This is a genomic window from Pseudomonas sp. AG1028 (assembly GCF_007993955.1).
In the GTDB taxonomy this organism is placed as follows: domain Bacteria; phylum Pseudomonadota; class Gammaproteobacteria; order Pseudomonadales; family Pseudomonadaceae; genus Aquipseudomonas; species Aquipseudomonas straminea.
In genome coordinates, this window is sequence record NZ_VIVP01000009.1 from 215,411 (window position 1) to 229,366 (window position 13,956).

At 62.1% G+C, this 13,956-nt stretch carries 12 protein-coding genes; all 12 read right to left on the reverse strand.

Annotated features, from left to right (window positions below; all coding sequences use genetic code 11):
- Window positions 1–39: 39 nt before the first annotated feature.
- Entirely contained in the window at window positions 40–1,431 is a 1,392-nt protein-coding gene (locus FB481_RS16710) for an undecaprenyl-phosphate glucose phosphotransferase (protein ID WP_093503000.1), read from the reverse strand.
- The gene (locus tag FB481_RS23225; RefSeq protein ID WP_155953376.1) at window positions 1,428–1,595 is read right to left on the reverse strand and encodes a hypothetical protein; all 168 of its coding nucleotides are present in this window, start codon (window positions 1,593–1,595) and stop codon (window positions 1,428–1,430) included. Before FB481_RS23225 ends, FB481_RS16710 begins: the two co-directional genes overlap by 4 nt.
- Window positions 1,596–1,666: 71 nt before the next feature.
- Entirely contained in the window at window positions 1,667–2,392 is a 726-nt protein-coding gene (locus FB481_RS16715; protein WP_147177080.1) for a tyrosine-protein phosphatase, read from the reverse strand.
- Between the two features lie 42 nt (window positions 2,393–2,434).
- Window positions 2,435–4,666 carry a polysaccharide biosynthesis tyrosine autokinase gene (locus FB481_RS16720; RefSeq protein ID WP_093503004.1) on the reverse strand — a complete coding sequence of 744 codons (2,232 nt, stop codon included), beginning with the start codon at window positions 4,664–4,666 and terminating at the stop codon, window positions 2,435–2,437.
- Between the two features lie 2 nt (window positions 4,667–4,668).
- Complete coding sequence (locus FB481_RS16725) at window positions 4,669–5,208, reverse strand: polysaccharide biosynthesis/export family protein (protein WP_027909509.1); 540 nt, start codon at window positions 5,206–5,208, stop codon at window positions 4,669–4,671.
- A gap of 133 nt (window positions 5,209–5,341) precedes the next feature.
- Window positions 5,342–6,499, reverse strand: coding sequence for an outer membrane beta-barrel protein (locus tag FB481_RS16730; RefSeq protein WP_093503006.1), 1,158 nt, complete (start codon window positions 6,497–6,499; stop codon window positions 5,342–5,344).
- 898 nt (window positions 6,500–7,397) lie between these two features.
- The gene (locus FB481_RS16735; protein ID WP_093503008.1) at window positions 7,398–8,369 is read right to left on the reverse strand and encodes a D-2-hydroxyacid dehydrogenase family protein; all 972 of its coding nucleotides are present in this window, start codon (window positions 8,367–8,369) and stop codon (window positions 7,398–7,400) included.
- 52 nt (window positions 8,370–8,421) lie between these two features.
- Window positions 8,422–9,936 (reverse strand): tripartite tricarboxylate transporter permease, encoded by a 1,515-nt coding sequence (locus tag FB481_RS16740; RefSeq protein ID WP_093503010.1) that lies wholly within the window; start codon window positions 9,934–9,936, stop codon window positions 8,422–8,424.
- A gap of 4 nt (window positions 9,937–9,940) precedes the next feature.
- The gene (locus FB481_RS16745; protein WP_093503012.1) at window positions 9,941–10,396 is read right to left on the reverse strand and encodes a tripartite tricarboxylate transporter TctB family protein; all 456 of its coding nucleotides are present in this window, start codon (window positions 10,394–10,396) and stop codon (window positions 9,941–9,943) included.
- Window positions 10,397–10,498: 102 nt separating this feature from the next.
- Window positions 10,499–11,479: a tripartite tricarboxylate transporter substrate binding protein gene (locus tag FB481_RS16750; protein ID WP_147177081.1), complete on the reverse strand. Its 981-nt coding sequence runs from the start codon at window positions 11,477–11,479 to the stop codon at window positions 10,499–10,501.
- A gap of 45 nt (window positions 11,480–11,524) precedes the next feature.
- Complete coding sequence (locus FB481_RS16755; RefSeq protein ID WP_147177082.1) at window positions 11,525–12,790, reverse strand: OprD family porin; 1,266 nt, start codon at window positions 12,788–12,790, stop codon at window positions 11,525–11,527.
- A gap of 35 nt (window positions 12,791–12,825) precedes the next feature.
- Complete coding sequence (locus tag FB481_RS16760; RefSeq protein ID WP_147177083.1) at window positions 12,826–13,911, reverse strand: 4-oxalomesaconate tautomerase; 1,086 nt, start codon at window positions 13,909–13,911, stop codon at window positions 12,826–12,828.
- Window positions 13,912–13,956 lie beyond the last annotated feature (45 nt).

Here is a 13,956-nt window from a genome sequence, read left to right on the forward strand (position 1 = left end):
TTGAGTTAACGTTAATCGTTACTGCGCCAAACGGGCGCGTTAGTAAATGTCGCGCGAGAACAGGGTGAAGGGCGTCTTCACCAGGATCTTGATGTCCAGCCACAGGGACCAGTTGTTGATGTAATCCAGGTCCTTCTCCACGCGTTGCTGCATCTTTTCCAGGGTTTCGGTTTCACCGCGGTGACCGGTCACCTGGGCCAGGCCGGTGATGCCGGGTTTGAGGCGATGACGGGCCATGTAGGCGAGGATCTTGTCACTGTAGTAGTTGTTGTGCGCCACGGCATGGGGGCGCGGGCCAACCAGGGACATCTCGCCACGCAGCACGTTGATCAGCTGCGGCAGCTCGTCAATCGAGGTGCGGCGCAGGAAGCGGCCGACCGGGGTGATGCGCGGGTCTTCGCGGGTCGCCTGCTTGACGGCCTTGTCGTCGTGCATGCGCATGGAGCGGAATTTCCACACCAGGATCACGCCGCCGTTCCAGCCGTGGCGCGGCTGCAGGAAGAACACCGGGCCAGGCGAGGAGAGCTTCACGGCGATGGCCGCGATGATGAACACCGGGCTCAGGGCCAGCAGCGCCAGGAGGGCCAGGGTGCGATCCATCAGCTCTTTGCTGAATACCGCAGCCGGGTGCGAGCTGATCGGGCTTTCGTTGAGGTAGATGGCCGGCAGCTGTTCGATCTGCGAGATCGACTGGTTGAGCAGTGGCATGCTGCCGAAGTCCGGTACCCAGACCACATCGACGCTCATGTCCAGCAGGTCGATGTAGAGCTTCTCGATGTGCGAGATCTCGTCCAGGGTCAGGGCGATGTACACGCGGCGCACGCCGTGCTGCTCGGTGACGTCACGCAGCTCCTTGAGCTTGCCGAGAATCGGGAAGCGGCCGTCCTGGGTGTGGGCGTCGTCGCTGGAGGCAATCAGGCCGACCAGGGGCACGCGGTTGTTGGCGGTCAGGCGCTCGGCCAGCTCATGAGCTTTCTCGCCCGAGCCGATGATCAGCGAGACGCGCTCGTTGCGAAGCTTCTGCGAGTGCAGGCGAGCGAAGTAGCGCAGCGGAATGAAAGCGATGGCTTGAGCGAGGAAGCCCAGCAGCGCCCACTCGCGCATGATCTCGAAGGAGAAGCGATCCAGGCTCTGGCTGAAGTAGGCGATGAACAACAGGCCCGCCAGTAGGGTTAGCCAGCCAGCCAACAGGTGAGCCAGGCCGGTCAGGTAGCCGAAGCGCTTGTGGTAGACGCGCAGCATGCCGTACGCCGGTACCGAGCCGAGCACGGTGAGGACGATCAGCAGGCGATATTCGGTGGGCACGTCGCCGTAGCGCTGAACGACCAGGTAGCAGAGCAGCATGCTGACCAGAGTAATGGCGCAGGTCCATTGACCCCAGAACGTGAGTCCCCTGCGGTTCTCGGCAGGATTGATCCGTTTGGAAATCATTTGCGGCGATCCTCGTGCAAATCTTCGATGAAGTAAGTGGCCTCCGGAAAACGCACGAGAGGCGACATGTCCTTGGTTGCAGCGGTGGTGGGCGTGCCTAGGGTCTCGCAGCGCATCAGCGCCTGCTGAAAGGGTTGCGCCCTGAAACTGATCTCTCGACGCATGGTTTTCCAACCTCCAACAAATACGAATCCTGCGGCCTGAACCGACAGGCACGCGTTTATCAGGCAGTCAACTAAGCGAAATGCTGGTGTGCGATGCGCCAAGGCGTGTCGATGACCAGACGTTCGGCCTCTCTCTCGCCCAGGATCCGGGCGGCTTGCAGGAGACCTTCTTGTAATAGGGGAGGGCGGTGATCCAGGTTGTGGGCATCAGTCGCCATAATGCTGACCACACGATTGCTCAGCAGTTCGTGAGCCAGGTGCATTGCACGTTCGCCAAAACGACCAGCGGCAGAGGCAGCCGTCACCTGCAACAGGCAGCCCTGCTCGATAAACGGCTTGAGCTTGCTTGGCATGTTCATAAGCGCTTTGTTGCGCTCCGGGTGGGCGATGAGCGGTACCACGCCTTTGTCCAACAGCCATTGAGTGAGGCGTTCGGCGCCGAATGGCATTTCCCCGTGAGGAAACTCCAGCAGCAGCACTTTCCTGCCTTCCCACTGACCGAGGAACGGGATGCTGCCATCCAGCACGCGGGTCATCAGCTCGCCGCAGAAACGCACTTCAGCCGCGGCGCTGACCTTGAGGTCGATGTCGGCCTTTTCCAGCGCCGCATTGAAGCGGCTGCAGGTTTCGGCGATGTTGCGGCTGTCGTTGTCGTAGCGGCCGATGTGGATGTGCGGCGTGCACACCATGTGGCTGATGCCGTTGGCGACCGCCATGCGGGCCATGTCCAGCGCGGTCGGCAGGTCTGCCGGGCCGTCGTCGATGCCCGGCAGCAGGTGATTGTGCAGATCGATCATCGGGCACCTCCTGCTGTCATGCGCTGGTTGTTCATGGCGTTATCAGGCCTTGCCTTCGCTGTAGCCGTACTGGTCGTAGTAGCCGCCGTATTCGCCGGAGCGAGCGGCTTTTTCCACGTCCACCTGGTTGAGCACCACGCCCATCACCGAGGCACCGCTCTGCAGCAGGTGACCAACGCCACGCTGAGCCATCGGGATTGGCGTACCGTCGGCCTTGACCACGTAGATCACCGCATCGGCGAAGGTGGACAGCAGCACGGCATCGCTCACGGCCTGGCTAGGCGGCGAATCGATGATGATGTGGTCGTAACGCTCCTTGATCATGTCCAGGAACTTGGCGAAGCGCGGCGAGGCCAGCAGCTCCAGCGGGTTTGGCGGCACGGCACCTGCTGGCAGCATGTCCAGGTTGGTGCCCATGTTGTGAATGCACTCTTCGACCTTGGCGCTGCCGGTAATCAGGTTGGCCAGGCCAGGAGTGCCGACCGGGAAGTCGAAGCTCTTGGCCAGGGTCGGACGGCGCAGGTCGGCGTCGATCAGCAGTACGCGTTGCAGCTGGCTGAGGGCGAACGCCATGTTGGCCACCAGGGTGCTCTTGCCTTCGCCCGGCGACGAGGAGGTGACCACCAGAACCTTCTGCGAACGGTTGCTGTCGGCCAGCATCAGGCTGGTGCGAATGGTACGGATCGACTCGCAGAAGCGTGGATCCTCGCCGTGCTCGAACAGGTGCGCGGCGGTGTACTTGGCGTTGTTGGAAATCAGCGGAACGATGCCCAGTACCGGCAGGTTCAGCTTGTTCTCCACGTCCTCGACGCCCTTGAAGGTGTTGCTCAGGATGTCGCGCACGATGGCCAAGGCCACAGCGAATACCAGGGCCAGACCTGCAGCCAGTACGATCAGCAGTTTCTGATTCGGCGCTGCCGGGGTCAGCGGGGCAACGGCCTTGTCGATGATGCGCGCATTGCTGGAGTTGACGTCCTGAGTCGCTGCGGTTTCGCGCAGACGGGTCATGAAGGTCTCATACAACGAGCGGTTGCTTTCCACGTCTCGGGTCAGCTCACGCACCTTGAATTCCTTGCGCGAGATGTCCTGAATCTGCTCCTTGTTCTTGTCGAACGAGGCATTCAGGGAGTTCTCGTTGGCCACGGCCAACTGGTAGTTGCGCTCGATGCTGGCCACTACCTGCTCAACCTGAGCACGCAGGCTGGCGGTCGCCGCGCTGAGGTCGGACTTGGCGGCGAGCATGGCCGGGTGACGGTCACCGTAGCGACGCGACAGCTCCTCGACCTTGGCGCGGGCGCGGGCTTCTTCGGACTTGAACTGTTGGATCAGCGGGTTGCCGAGTACGGCCGGCACACTGGCCAGGCGGCGCCAGTCGCCGCTGCCCATGGACTGCACCTGACGATACTGGCTCTCGGCCTCGGCACGCTGGCGACGGGCGTCGATCATGCGGTCACCGGTCAGCGACAGTTCGTTGTTGCTGATGGTCTGCACGCCGTTGACGTCGACTAGGCCTTCGGCTTCGCGGAAGGCCTGCAGACGGTTCTCGGCTTCCTGCAGCGAGGTGCGCAGCTCGTTGAGGCGGGTGTTCATCCAGGTGGTGGCCTGCAGCGACATTTCCATCTGCGCATCGAGCTGGCTGTCGATGTAGTTGCTGGCGATGGAGTTGGCGATGGCGGCGGAGGTCAGGCGATCAGGCAGGTCGACGGAAATGTTGACCAGCTGGCTCTTGCCCTCGACCCACACGTTGGTGCGGTCCATCAGGTTCTTGACCACGATGTCCATCAGCTCGGCTTCGGTCATCGGCTCGGACGGCTCGGGCGCGTCCACCAGGCCGGTGTACGACAGCACGCTCTGGATGCCATTGGTGATGGCGCTGAAGTTGATCAACGGTTGCGGCTGCTGGCGCGGATCGAAGTCCGGGTGCTCGGTGAGGTTGAGCTCACGCACCACCTTCTCGGCAACCACGCGGCTCTTGACCAGGCCCAGCTGGGTCTGCAGGTATTCGTTGACGGCACCGGTGGTGTCTGTCACCTGCTGGAAGGAAACCAGCTGGGTGCCTTTGGTTTCAATCATCACCGATGCCACTGCGCGGTAGATCGGCGTCATGCGGGACACGGCGATGGCGGTGATCAGGGTGACCACCACGACGAACAGGATGATGGCCCACTTGCGCGACCATACGGCATTCCAGATGCGTCGCAGGTCGATGTAATCGCTATCTGCTTCCGAGGGCGAAGGCTGCCACTGTCGGATCGTTCGTGCAGGACTGTTCATATTCAGAAGAACCCTTGATCGATGGTGATGGTGTCACCCGGCTTGACGAGGGTGTCGAGCGTGGCTTTTTCTTCGGCGCGGCTTTCGCCGTTACCGCGTGAGATGGTGATGCGCTTGGTCGATGCTCGTTCGGTCAGGCCGCCGGCCAGCGCGATGGCGCGGTCCAGGGTCAGGCCGGGTTGATAGGGATAGCCGCCTGGCGACTTCACTTCACCGCTGATGTAGAACTCGCGGTAGGTGGTAACGGCGACCGAGACGCGCGGATCGACCAGGTAGCCATCGGCCTTCAGGCGTTCGGTGAGGATGCGTTCGATGTCTGCCGCGGTCTTGTCCTTGGCATCGACCGTCCCCAGGAAGGGGTAGGAGAAGTTGCCGGCGTCATTGAGGCGGATTTCCTCGAACGACAGATCCGGTTCACCGAAGACGCTGATTTTGATCACGTCGCCGGAGCTCAGCCGATACTGCGGGTTTGCCTGTGCGCCTGCTGCGAATGCGAGCATCAGCAGCAGCGAGAAGGCTTTGAACAGATGGTGGACTGACATCCGCATACTCCTTGATGGTTACTTGAATACCAGGCGCTGGAAAAAGGGCGCCCGCCGCTCGCCTGCAAGGACAAACGGGAAAGGGTTGATAAGGGTGGTGACGCCAGCGTCACCCTGTTGAGGAGCCCGGGTGTTAGAGGCTCAAGCTCAACGACAGCTGATAGATGTCCCGGTCGTAGGATTTCTCCCGCACGCTCGAATCGTTGTCGGTGTGGCGGTAACCCAGCGATACATCAGCCCAGCGTAGCGGGGAGTAGGTCAACTCCAGGCCATAGCCGGTACGGTCGTCCTTGCGGTCGGTTGCCTTGTAGTCGCGTACGGAGTAGCGGTAGAACAGATCCGAGCGGATGAAGGCCGACCATTCGTGCTCCCAACCCAGGCGTGTGGTAGTGTCCTGAACGGTACTGGCACCATCTTCGCCTTCGTCGAAAGAACGACGTGTGTCGAGTTTGACGATGGAGTAGGTGCGCGGTTCCCACTTCAGACCAACTTCCCACATGGGGCTGGTGTAATCCTCGCGGCTGCTGCTGTCGAAATTCTTGCGCTGGGCGCCGAGGCGCACGGTGCCGGAGGTCTTGGCGGTGGCATCCCAGGTGGCGCCGAACAGCAGGGCGTCGTCGGTGCTGTCGCGGTCGCTCTCACTGAGCACGTATTGGTTGATGGTATGACGCACCTCGACCAGGGAGCGCGTGCTGCCACCCAGGCGGTGGTACCAGACGGAGTTCAAGGTAGTGCTGTCGCGGTCCTGATCGTCGTTCAGACCGCCGCTGTTGCGGTAGCGGATGGACTCGTAGTTGACGCCGAAGTCGATCTGGTTGAGCCCGGTCTGGGTACCGTAGGTGTATACGGCACCGGCCACGCCGCGGTCGTACTTGTCGTTTTCGTCCCGGTCGGGGTCTCGCACGTCGGTGGTTTCCTCGACGCGGTGATAGCCCAGGTTCCAGCGCAAGCGGTTGCGCGAGTTGAATTCCATGATGCTGCGAAAACGCAGGTGCTGATCGGTGTGGCTGGCCTTGTCGTCGGAATGGTAGTTCTGGTCGTCGATTTCGTACTCGAGCTGGTAGCCGGTGTTGCGCGTCTCGGCGCTGAGCAGGAATTTCGGGTTGATGCTGGTCACCCAGGAGGATCGGGCCTTGTTCAGGCCGCGGTAGTTGCTGTCGTAGCTTTCGCCGACGTTGAGGGTTGGCGTGAACTCGAACCCAGCCAGGTCGATATGTTGTGGGTCTGTTGCCCAACTGGCTGTAGACAGCGAACCTGCAAGTGAAGCCGTCAGTATCTTGGTGAGTTTCATGGTGCCAAATCCCTTCCCGGGGTCTGTTGCTGATGGGGAAGGCCGGTCGACATCGCGGTGAGGCGCTCTGAGAAGTGTGTCTCAGTCACCTATCGCATTGACTTGCGGCCATTTTTCATGAGTCATTGGTTGTCGGCTCTCGTAAGAAGTTCCCCGGCGGCCCCCAAACTCCTGGCCCTTGGCTTCACAAAAAAAACCTGAACTTTTCCGTGCGTGTTCTTGGCGCACTCGAGGCAGATGCGCTGCATCGTAGTGCGACCGGCAAGCCATAATTCAATAATTTAGCGTGAAAGTTGCTCCTTCTCAGGCACTTGGTTTTTCAGTCAACCTGCTGTTACTGACGCCCGGACATTAAAGTCATTGCATGACAGTCAGATTAAATTGTGACCTGCATATATATTCTCAGCAATGTTCGTGCCGGCGCGATATTGATTTGAAGTGTCGAGCTTATATATGAAAGGGAAGCGCCAAGAGACATGGCAATTTTGCCGCTGAGTTTTCGGTGTATACGGCATTGGCGTATCAGTGGAGGGGCGCTCTAGAGGCGCAGAAGCCTGGCCGCCAGGGCCGGCAGCCTCGTGCCCTCAAGCTGAATGATTTTGGCTGACGCTAAGCTGGCCGAGTAGTTCGAAAGCGCGGGGAGTAGCAATATCAAATCAATGTTACTTGCTGGCATTGCAATATTGCGTGTGGGTTCACTGGTGCATTACCCGACCTATATATAAAGAAGGGTATCAAGTTGCTGGCCCACTGCCATATCTGCCGCTGAGCGATGCGGCAATACGACAGCACAAGTTGTTGGTTGCCGTTTATATAAAGAGGCCATCGGCAGGCCGCCAGGTATGAATAGCCTGCCGGCGGGGGAAACAACGCGCCGCCTGGCGCGTTGTCATCAGCGTCAGCGTCGCGTACGGACTTGCGGGTTGGCCAGTACGCAGTCTTCACCCGCGAAGAAGGCGCGGACGTTGGCGAAAGCATCGCCGAAGTACAGCTCATAACCCTCACGCTCCACATAGCCCAGGTGCGGTGTGCACAGCACGCCAGGGTGTCGCAGCAGGGGATGGTCGGGGTCGTTCAGTGGTTCCTGCTCGAAGACATCCAGCGCGGCGAAACCGGGTCGGCCCTTGTTCAAGGCCTCGAGCAGCGCGCCTGGTGCGATCAGCTCGGCGCGGCTGGTATTGACCAGTAGCGCGCTGGGTTTCATCAGCGCCAAGTCGGCGGCGGTGACCAGATGGCGGGTGGCCGCAGCCAGGCGTAGGTGCAGGCTGATCACATCGGCGCTGGCGAAAAAGGCTTCGCGCGACGGGGTGGCCTGGTGGCCGTCGGCAACGGCTGCTTGCCGCGAGGTTTCGCTGCCCCATACCAATACCGGCATTTCGAAAGCCTGGGCGTAACGAGCCAGGCGCTGGCCGATCTTGCCGTAACCCCAGATGCCCAGGGTTTGCCCGGCGAGGCGCTGTCCCATATTGACCTGCCATTGGCCGGCGTACATCGCCTGCATGGCCGGGATCAGCTGGCGCCGCGCGTTGATGATCAGCGCCCAGGTCAGTTCTGCCGGCGCAATCGGCGAGCCGCGACCTTCCATCACCGCCACGCCATGGCGGGTACAGGCTTCGACATCCAGGTGGTTGGAGACCTTGCCGGTCTGGCTGATTAGCTTGAGGTTCGGCAGGCGCGCCAGCAGCGCTTCATCTATACGGGTGCGTTCGCGGGTCAGCACCAGGGCATCGGCGTCGGCGAAGCGCTCGACGAGTACCTGCACATCGTCCACGGCGTCGTGGTAAAGGCTGACCCGGTGATCGGCCAGGGTAGGGAAGCAGTCGAGGGTGCGGATGACGTTCTGGTAATCATCGGGAATGACGATATGCATGGCGGCTCCAAAAACGGTTCAGGCTCCCTGAGGAGCCTGATTCGATGAGGTATCAGCTGGCGCTCTGCAGTGTCGCCGTCTTGCGACGGGCCCGCCATATACGCCAGATGGGCAAGGCTATCATCATAGCCACCAGCGCCCATACGGCCAGGCTGATCGAGCTGCTCCACAGGATGCTCAGGTCGCCGTTGGACAGCGACAGGGCGCGGCGCAGGTTCTGCTCCATCAGACCACCGAGGATGAAGCCCAGCAAAATCGCCGACAACGGGAAGTCCATCTTGCGCAGGATGTAACCGGCGACGCCGATGCCGATCATCAGGTACAGGTCGAACGCGGTGGCGTGCACGGCATAGACGCCGATCGAGGTGATGATGGCGATGGCCGGCACCAGGGCCCAGTAAGGCACGGCGAGGATCTTGGTGAAGATCTTGATCATCGGCACGTTCATCACGATGAGCATGATGTTGGCCACGAACAGCGAGGCGATCAGGCCCCAGACGATATCCGGCTGGTTCTGGAACAGCAGCGGGCCCGGGGTGATGTTGTACAGCGTCAGGGCGCCGAGCATTACCGCGGTGGTACCGGAGCCGGGCACGCCCAAGGTCAGCATCGGCACCAGAGAGCCACAGGCCGAGGCGCTGTTGGCGGTTTCCGGGGCGGCCAGGCCGCGCAGGTCGCCGTCACCGAACCTGTTGTCCTTGTGCGCCAGGCGCTTTTCGCTCATGTAGGCCACGGCGCTGGCCAGGGTCGCACCGGCGCCCGGCAGGATGCCCAGGCCGAAGCCGACCGCTCCGCTGCGCAGGTTGGTGGCCAGCACCGACAGACCTTCCTTGAGGTTGAACAGCATGCGGCCCTTGGCTTCGATGGCCTTCTGCCCATGGTGGGTGCGTTCGAGCAGTACGAGGATCTCGCTGACCGAGAACAGACCCAGTACCAGCACCACGAACTGGATGCCGTCGGCCAGGCCCAGGCTGCCGAAGGTGAAGCGGTACACGCCACTGTTGGAGTCGATGCCCACGCACGACAGCAGCAGGCCGATGCAGCAGGCAATGGCGGTCTTCATCGGCTTGTTGCCGGCCATCCCGGCCAGGCAAGTGATGGCGAACACCATCAGCACGAAGTATTCGGCCGGCCCGAAGGCCACCGCCCATTTGGCCAGCAACGGTGCGAACAGCACCACGCCGCAGGTGGCCATCAGGCCGCCGACGAACGAGCTCCAGGCGGAGATCGACAGGGCCACACCGGCTTTGCCCTGACGGGCCAGTGGGTAGCCGTCCAGGGTAGTCATCACCGCCGAGGCTTCACCGGGGATGTTCAGCAGGATCGAGGAAATACGACCGCCGTATTCGCAGCCCAGGTACACGGCGGCGAGCAGGATCAGCGCGGTTTCTGGCGGCAGGCCGAGGGCAAAGGCGATCGGGATCAGCAGCGCCACGCCATTGATCGGACCCAGGCCCGGCAGCAGGCCGACGATGGTGCCGATCAGGGTGCCGCACAGGGCGGTGAACAGGTTGTAGGGGCTCAGGGCAACGCCGAAGCCCTGACCCAGGTAGCTGAAAGTATCCATGCGGTCAGAACTCCAGGCTGGAAAGCAGGCCGAGTGGCAGCGGTACGTCGAGGGCCTTGTCGAACAGCAGGTACAGACCCACTGTGAGCAGCACGCCGGAGGTCAGGCTGGCTTTCCAGCTGCCTTCGTACAGACGGGCCATGGCGATGGCGAAAACGGTGCTGGCGACGATGAAACCCGCCAGCTCGAACAGCGCCGCGTAGATGGTCAAGGCGACGATGCACAGCACGATCTTGCGGATCACGTGACGATCCAGCGCCGGCTCGGTGCCTTCTGCGCTGGCGTGCGACGGCTTGACCAGCAGGTAGATGGCGCCCAGGGCGATCATCACCAACAGCAGCAGCGGAAAGGCTCGCGGGCCCACTGGCTCATAGGAGAAGGGCGCGTGGTAACTCCAGGCGGCCAGCGACAGGCCAAGGCAAAGCAGCAGGCTGACGCCTGCAAAAATGCGGTCTTGCATGGGGAGGCTCCATAGGGATGTTGCTCCATGGGCAGAGCCGGGCGGCTCTGCCGCAGGCACCTTCGAGACGCTGCTAAGGCAGTACGAAGGTGCCCGGAGGGCTTACTCGACCAGCCCGAACTCGCGGCCCAGTTCGCGGTACTCGGCGACCTGCTTCTTGACCAGCGCCTGCAGCTCCGGCCCATTCACGTACATCGGCAGCACGTCGCGGTCGACCATGTAACGCTCGAACTCGGGCGAGGATTCCAGCTTGGCGAACGACTCACGCCACCACTGTACCTGCTCCTGGGGTACATCCGGGCCGAGGAAGTAGCCACGGATCAGCGGCCACTGGATCTCGTAGCCCTGCTCGCGAGCGGTCGGAATCTCGGCCAGATCGCCCGGCAGGCGCTCTTCGCTGAATACCGCCAGGGTGCGGATGTTGTTGCCTTTCTGCGAAGCGATTTCGCTGGCGCTGCCAGTGACCAGATCGACGTGCTTGCCCATCAGCGCCATGTAGTGCTCCGAGCCGCCTTCGAAGGCGGCGTAGCGCAGTTCGCTCGGGTTGATGCCGGCGGCCTTGGCGAGCAGGGCGATCTTCATCCAGCCCTGGCCACCGATGCTGCCACCGCCGCCGACGACGATGCTTTTCGGATCTTTCTTGAGCGCCTTGACCACGTCGTCAAGGTTCTTGTACGGCGAGTCGTCGCGTACCGCCAGGGTGCCGTAGTCGGTGCCGATGGTGGTCAGCCACTGCACTTCGTTCTCGTCGAAGCGGCCGTATTTGCCCAGTGCCAGGTTCAGCAGCGAAGCGCCGGAGAAGGCCACCAGCGTGCCGGGATCATTGCGCCGGTTGGCGACGATCGCGTTGTAGGCCACGGCGCCGATACCGCCCGGCATGTAGGTCACGCGCATCGGCGTTTTGAGAATCTTGTTGTCCTTCAAGCCGGCCTGGGCCAGTTTGCAGGTCAGGTCGAAGCCGCCGCCCGGTTTGCTCGGGGCGATGCACTCGGGGCGGTTGGGCTGGTCGGCGTTGGCCTGCAGGCTGGTTATCAGCAAGGCACTGGCGAGGGGTAGAAGAAGGCAATTTTTCAGCAGTTTCATCGGGTTTTTACCTGTATTGGAGTTGTTTGCAGGTGGTTCGCCGGATCACCAGATCGGCAGGACGTAGCTCAGAATCAGGCGGTTTTCATCCATTGAACGGGGGGCGAAATTGTTGCGGTACACCGCATTGCGCCACGTGACCTTGAGGTTCTTCAGCGCGCCCTCGCTGAACGCATAGGCAAGGTCGGTGTTGCGTTCCCACTCCTTGCCGTTGCTGCCGTCGGCCAGGTCGATGCCGCTGCCGCGCACATAGCGGGTCATGAAGGTCAGGCCGGGGATGCCCACCTTGCTGAAGTCGTAGTCGTAACGAACCTGCCAGGAGCGCTCGTCGGGCCCGGCGAAGTCGTTGAGCTGCAGGAAGTTGGTCAGATACGGCGTGGCGCCGTTGACGTAGGTGAAGCCGTCGTCACCGCGCATCTGCTGATAACCAACGCCCAGGGCATGGCCGGCCAGGCTGTAGGTGAACATGGCGTTGTACACCTGGTTGTCGATGTCACCGGCACGCGCCTGGCCGCTTTCGCTGTTGTTGAAGTAGCGCAGGTCGGCTTTCAGCTTGCCCGGGCCAAGCGCCAGGGTGTGCTGCAGGCCCACGAAGTGCTGGCGGTAGATATCGGTGAGCTGGCCCTGGTGGTAGCTCAGCTGGGTGTTCGGTGTCAGGGCGTAATCGAGGCCGAGGAAGCGCAGGTGGTCGCTCTCCGGGCTGCCGCCAAAGCGGCCGTTCTTGTTGTTCAGTGTGAGATCGGCGGAGCCGGACACGTCGCGCTGCACCACGCGGGATATCTGCCCGAAGGAGGCGGTCAGGCGCTCGATGTCCTTGCTCTGCACCTGCCAGCCTTCAAAGGTCTGCGGCAGCAGGCGGCTGTTGCTGAACTGCAGGGTCGGCATCTTCGGCAGCAGGGTGCCGGCCTTCAGTACGCTGTCGGCGACGCGCACTTTGGCGGTCACGCCGAGCTTGCTGTAGTCGTCTTCAGGCCGCCCTTTGCTGTCGCTTGGCAGCAGCGCGGTGCCGGTACGGTCAGGCGAGGAGTCGAGCTTGACGCCGAGCATGGCCAGGGCATCGAGGCCGAAGCCGACAGTGCCGCTGGTGTAACCCGATTCCATGTTGAGGATGAAACCCTGGGCCCATTCTTCGCGCTTGTTCTGGCCGCGACCCTCACGGAAGTCGCGGTTGAGGTAGAAGTTGCGCAGCTCCAGATTGGCCTTGCTGTCTTCGAAGAAGCCTTCGGCCAGCGCATCGCTGACGGCCAGGGGCAGGCTGGCGAAAACGGCAGCAGGGGCTACCGAGACGTAAAACAGATTCTTCCTTGTCATTATTATTTACTCGTTGGATGAAGCGATCGTTGGCGTTAATTCTTGTTAGGGGTGCCTCTGCCGGTTTGCGACACATACACGTCACCGGCGAACAGGCGGCGCGCGGTGCGAATCAGTGAGGCCTGCATGCTCTGCGGCTGAGCGTCTTCACCGGGGGCCAGCGATACTTCGATCTCGCCGCCCGGGTGCTCCAGGCGCACCAGCGCGGCGCCGGTAATCGGCGCGATGTCGAAGGCCACGCTGCCGGGCAGGGCGCAGGCGCTGGCCAGACCGATGGCGCCGGTGGCGGCGATGGCGCGATGGCAGTTGTGAGGCATGAAATAGCGGGCCGACAGGGTGCCGCCCTTGCGCGGCGCCGCGAGCAGCACCGGCTTGGGAATCACCATCTGGCTGACGTCGCCCAGCCCCATGGCGATACCGGCCTGCAGGCGAATGCGCTCCAGACGCTCGAGCAGTTCGCTGTCGGCATCCAATTCGGCCGGGGTTTCGTAGCCGGTCTTGCCTAGGGCTTCGGCATGCAGCAGCACCATCGGCATGGCCATGTCGATGCAGGTGGCGTCGATGCCGTCGAACTGGTCGCGCACCTTGCCTGTGGGTAGCAACTGGCCGGTCTTGGCGCCCGCGGCGTCGAGGAAGGTCAGTTTGATCGGCGCGGCGCTGCCGGGCACGCCGTCGATGCTGGTGTCGCCTTCGTAGCGCACCTTGCCCTTGGGCGTCTGCACTTCGGAGTCGACGAGCGTATTGGTATTGAGGTTGCGGATGCGCACGCGGGTGACCGGCGCGCTGGCGTTGACCAGGCCGTGTTCGATGGCGAAAGGACCGACGGCGCACAGCATATTGCCGCAGTTGGGTGCGGTGTCGACGCGGCGCTGGTTGACCATGACCTGCACGAACAGGTAATCGACATCGGCGTCAGGATGGCTGGAGGTGCTGACGATAGCGACCTTGCTGGTCTGCGGGCTGCCGCCGCCAATACCGTCGATTTCCAGCTCGTGGCCGGAGCCCATCACGTTGAGGAGCAACTCGTCTCGTGCGGCAATATCAGTGGGCAGGTGGTTGGCCAGGAAAACCGGGCCGCGAGAGGTACCGCCGCGCATCAGCACGCAGGGGATGGCTTGCATGATGTCTCCAGTGCAATAAATCTGATTATTGTTGCTTTCCTTAAA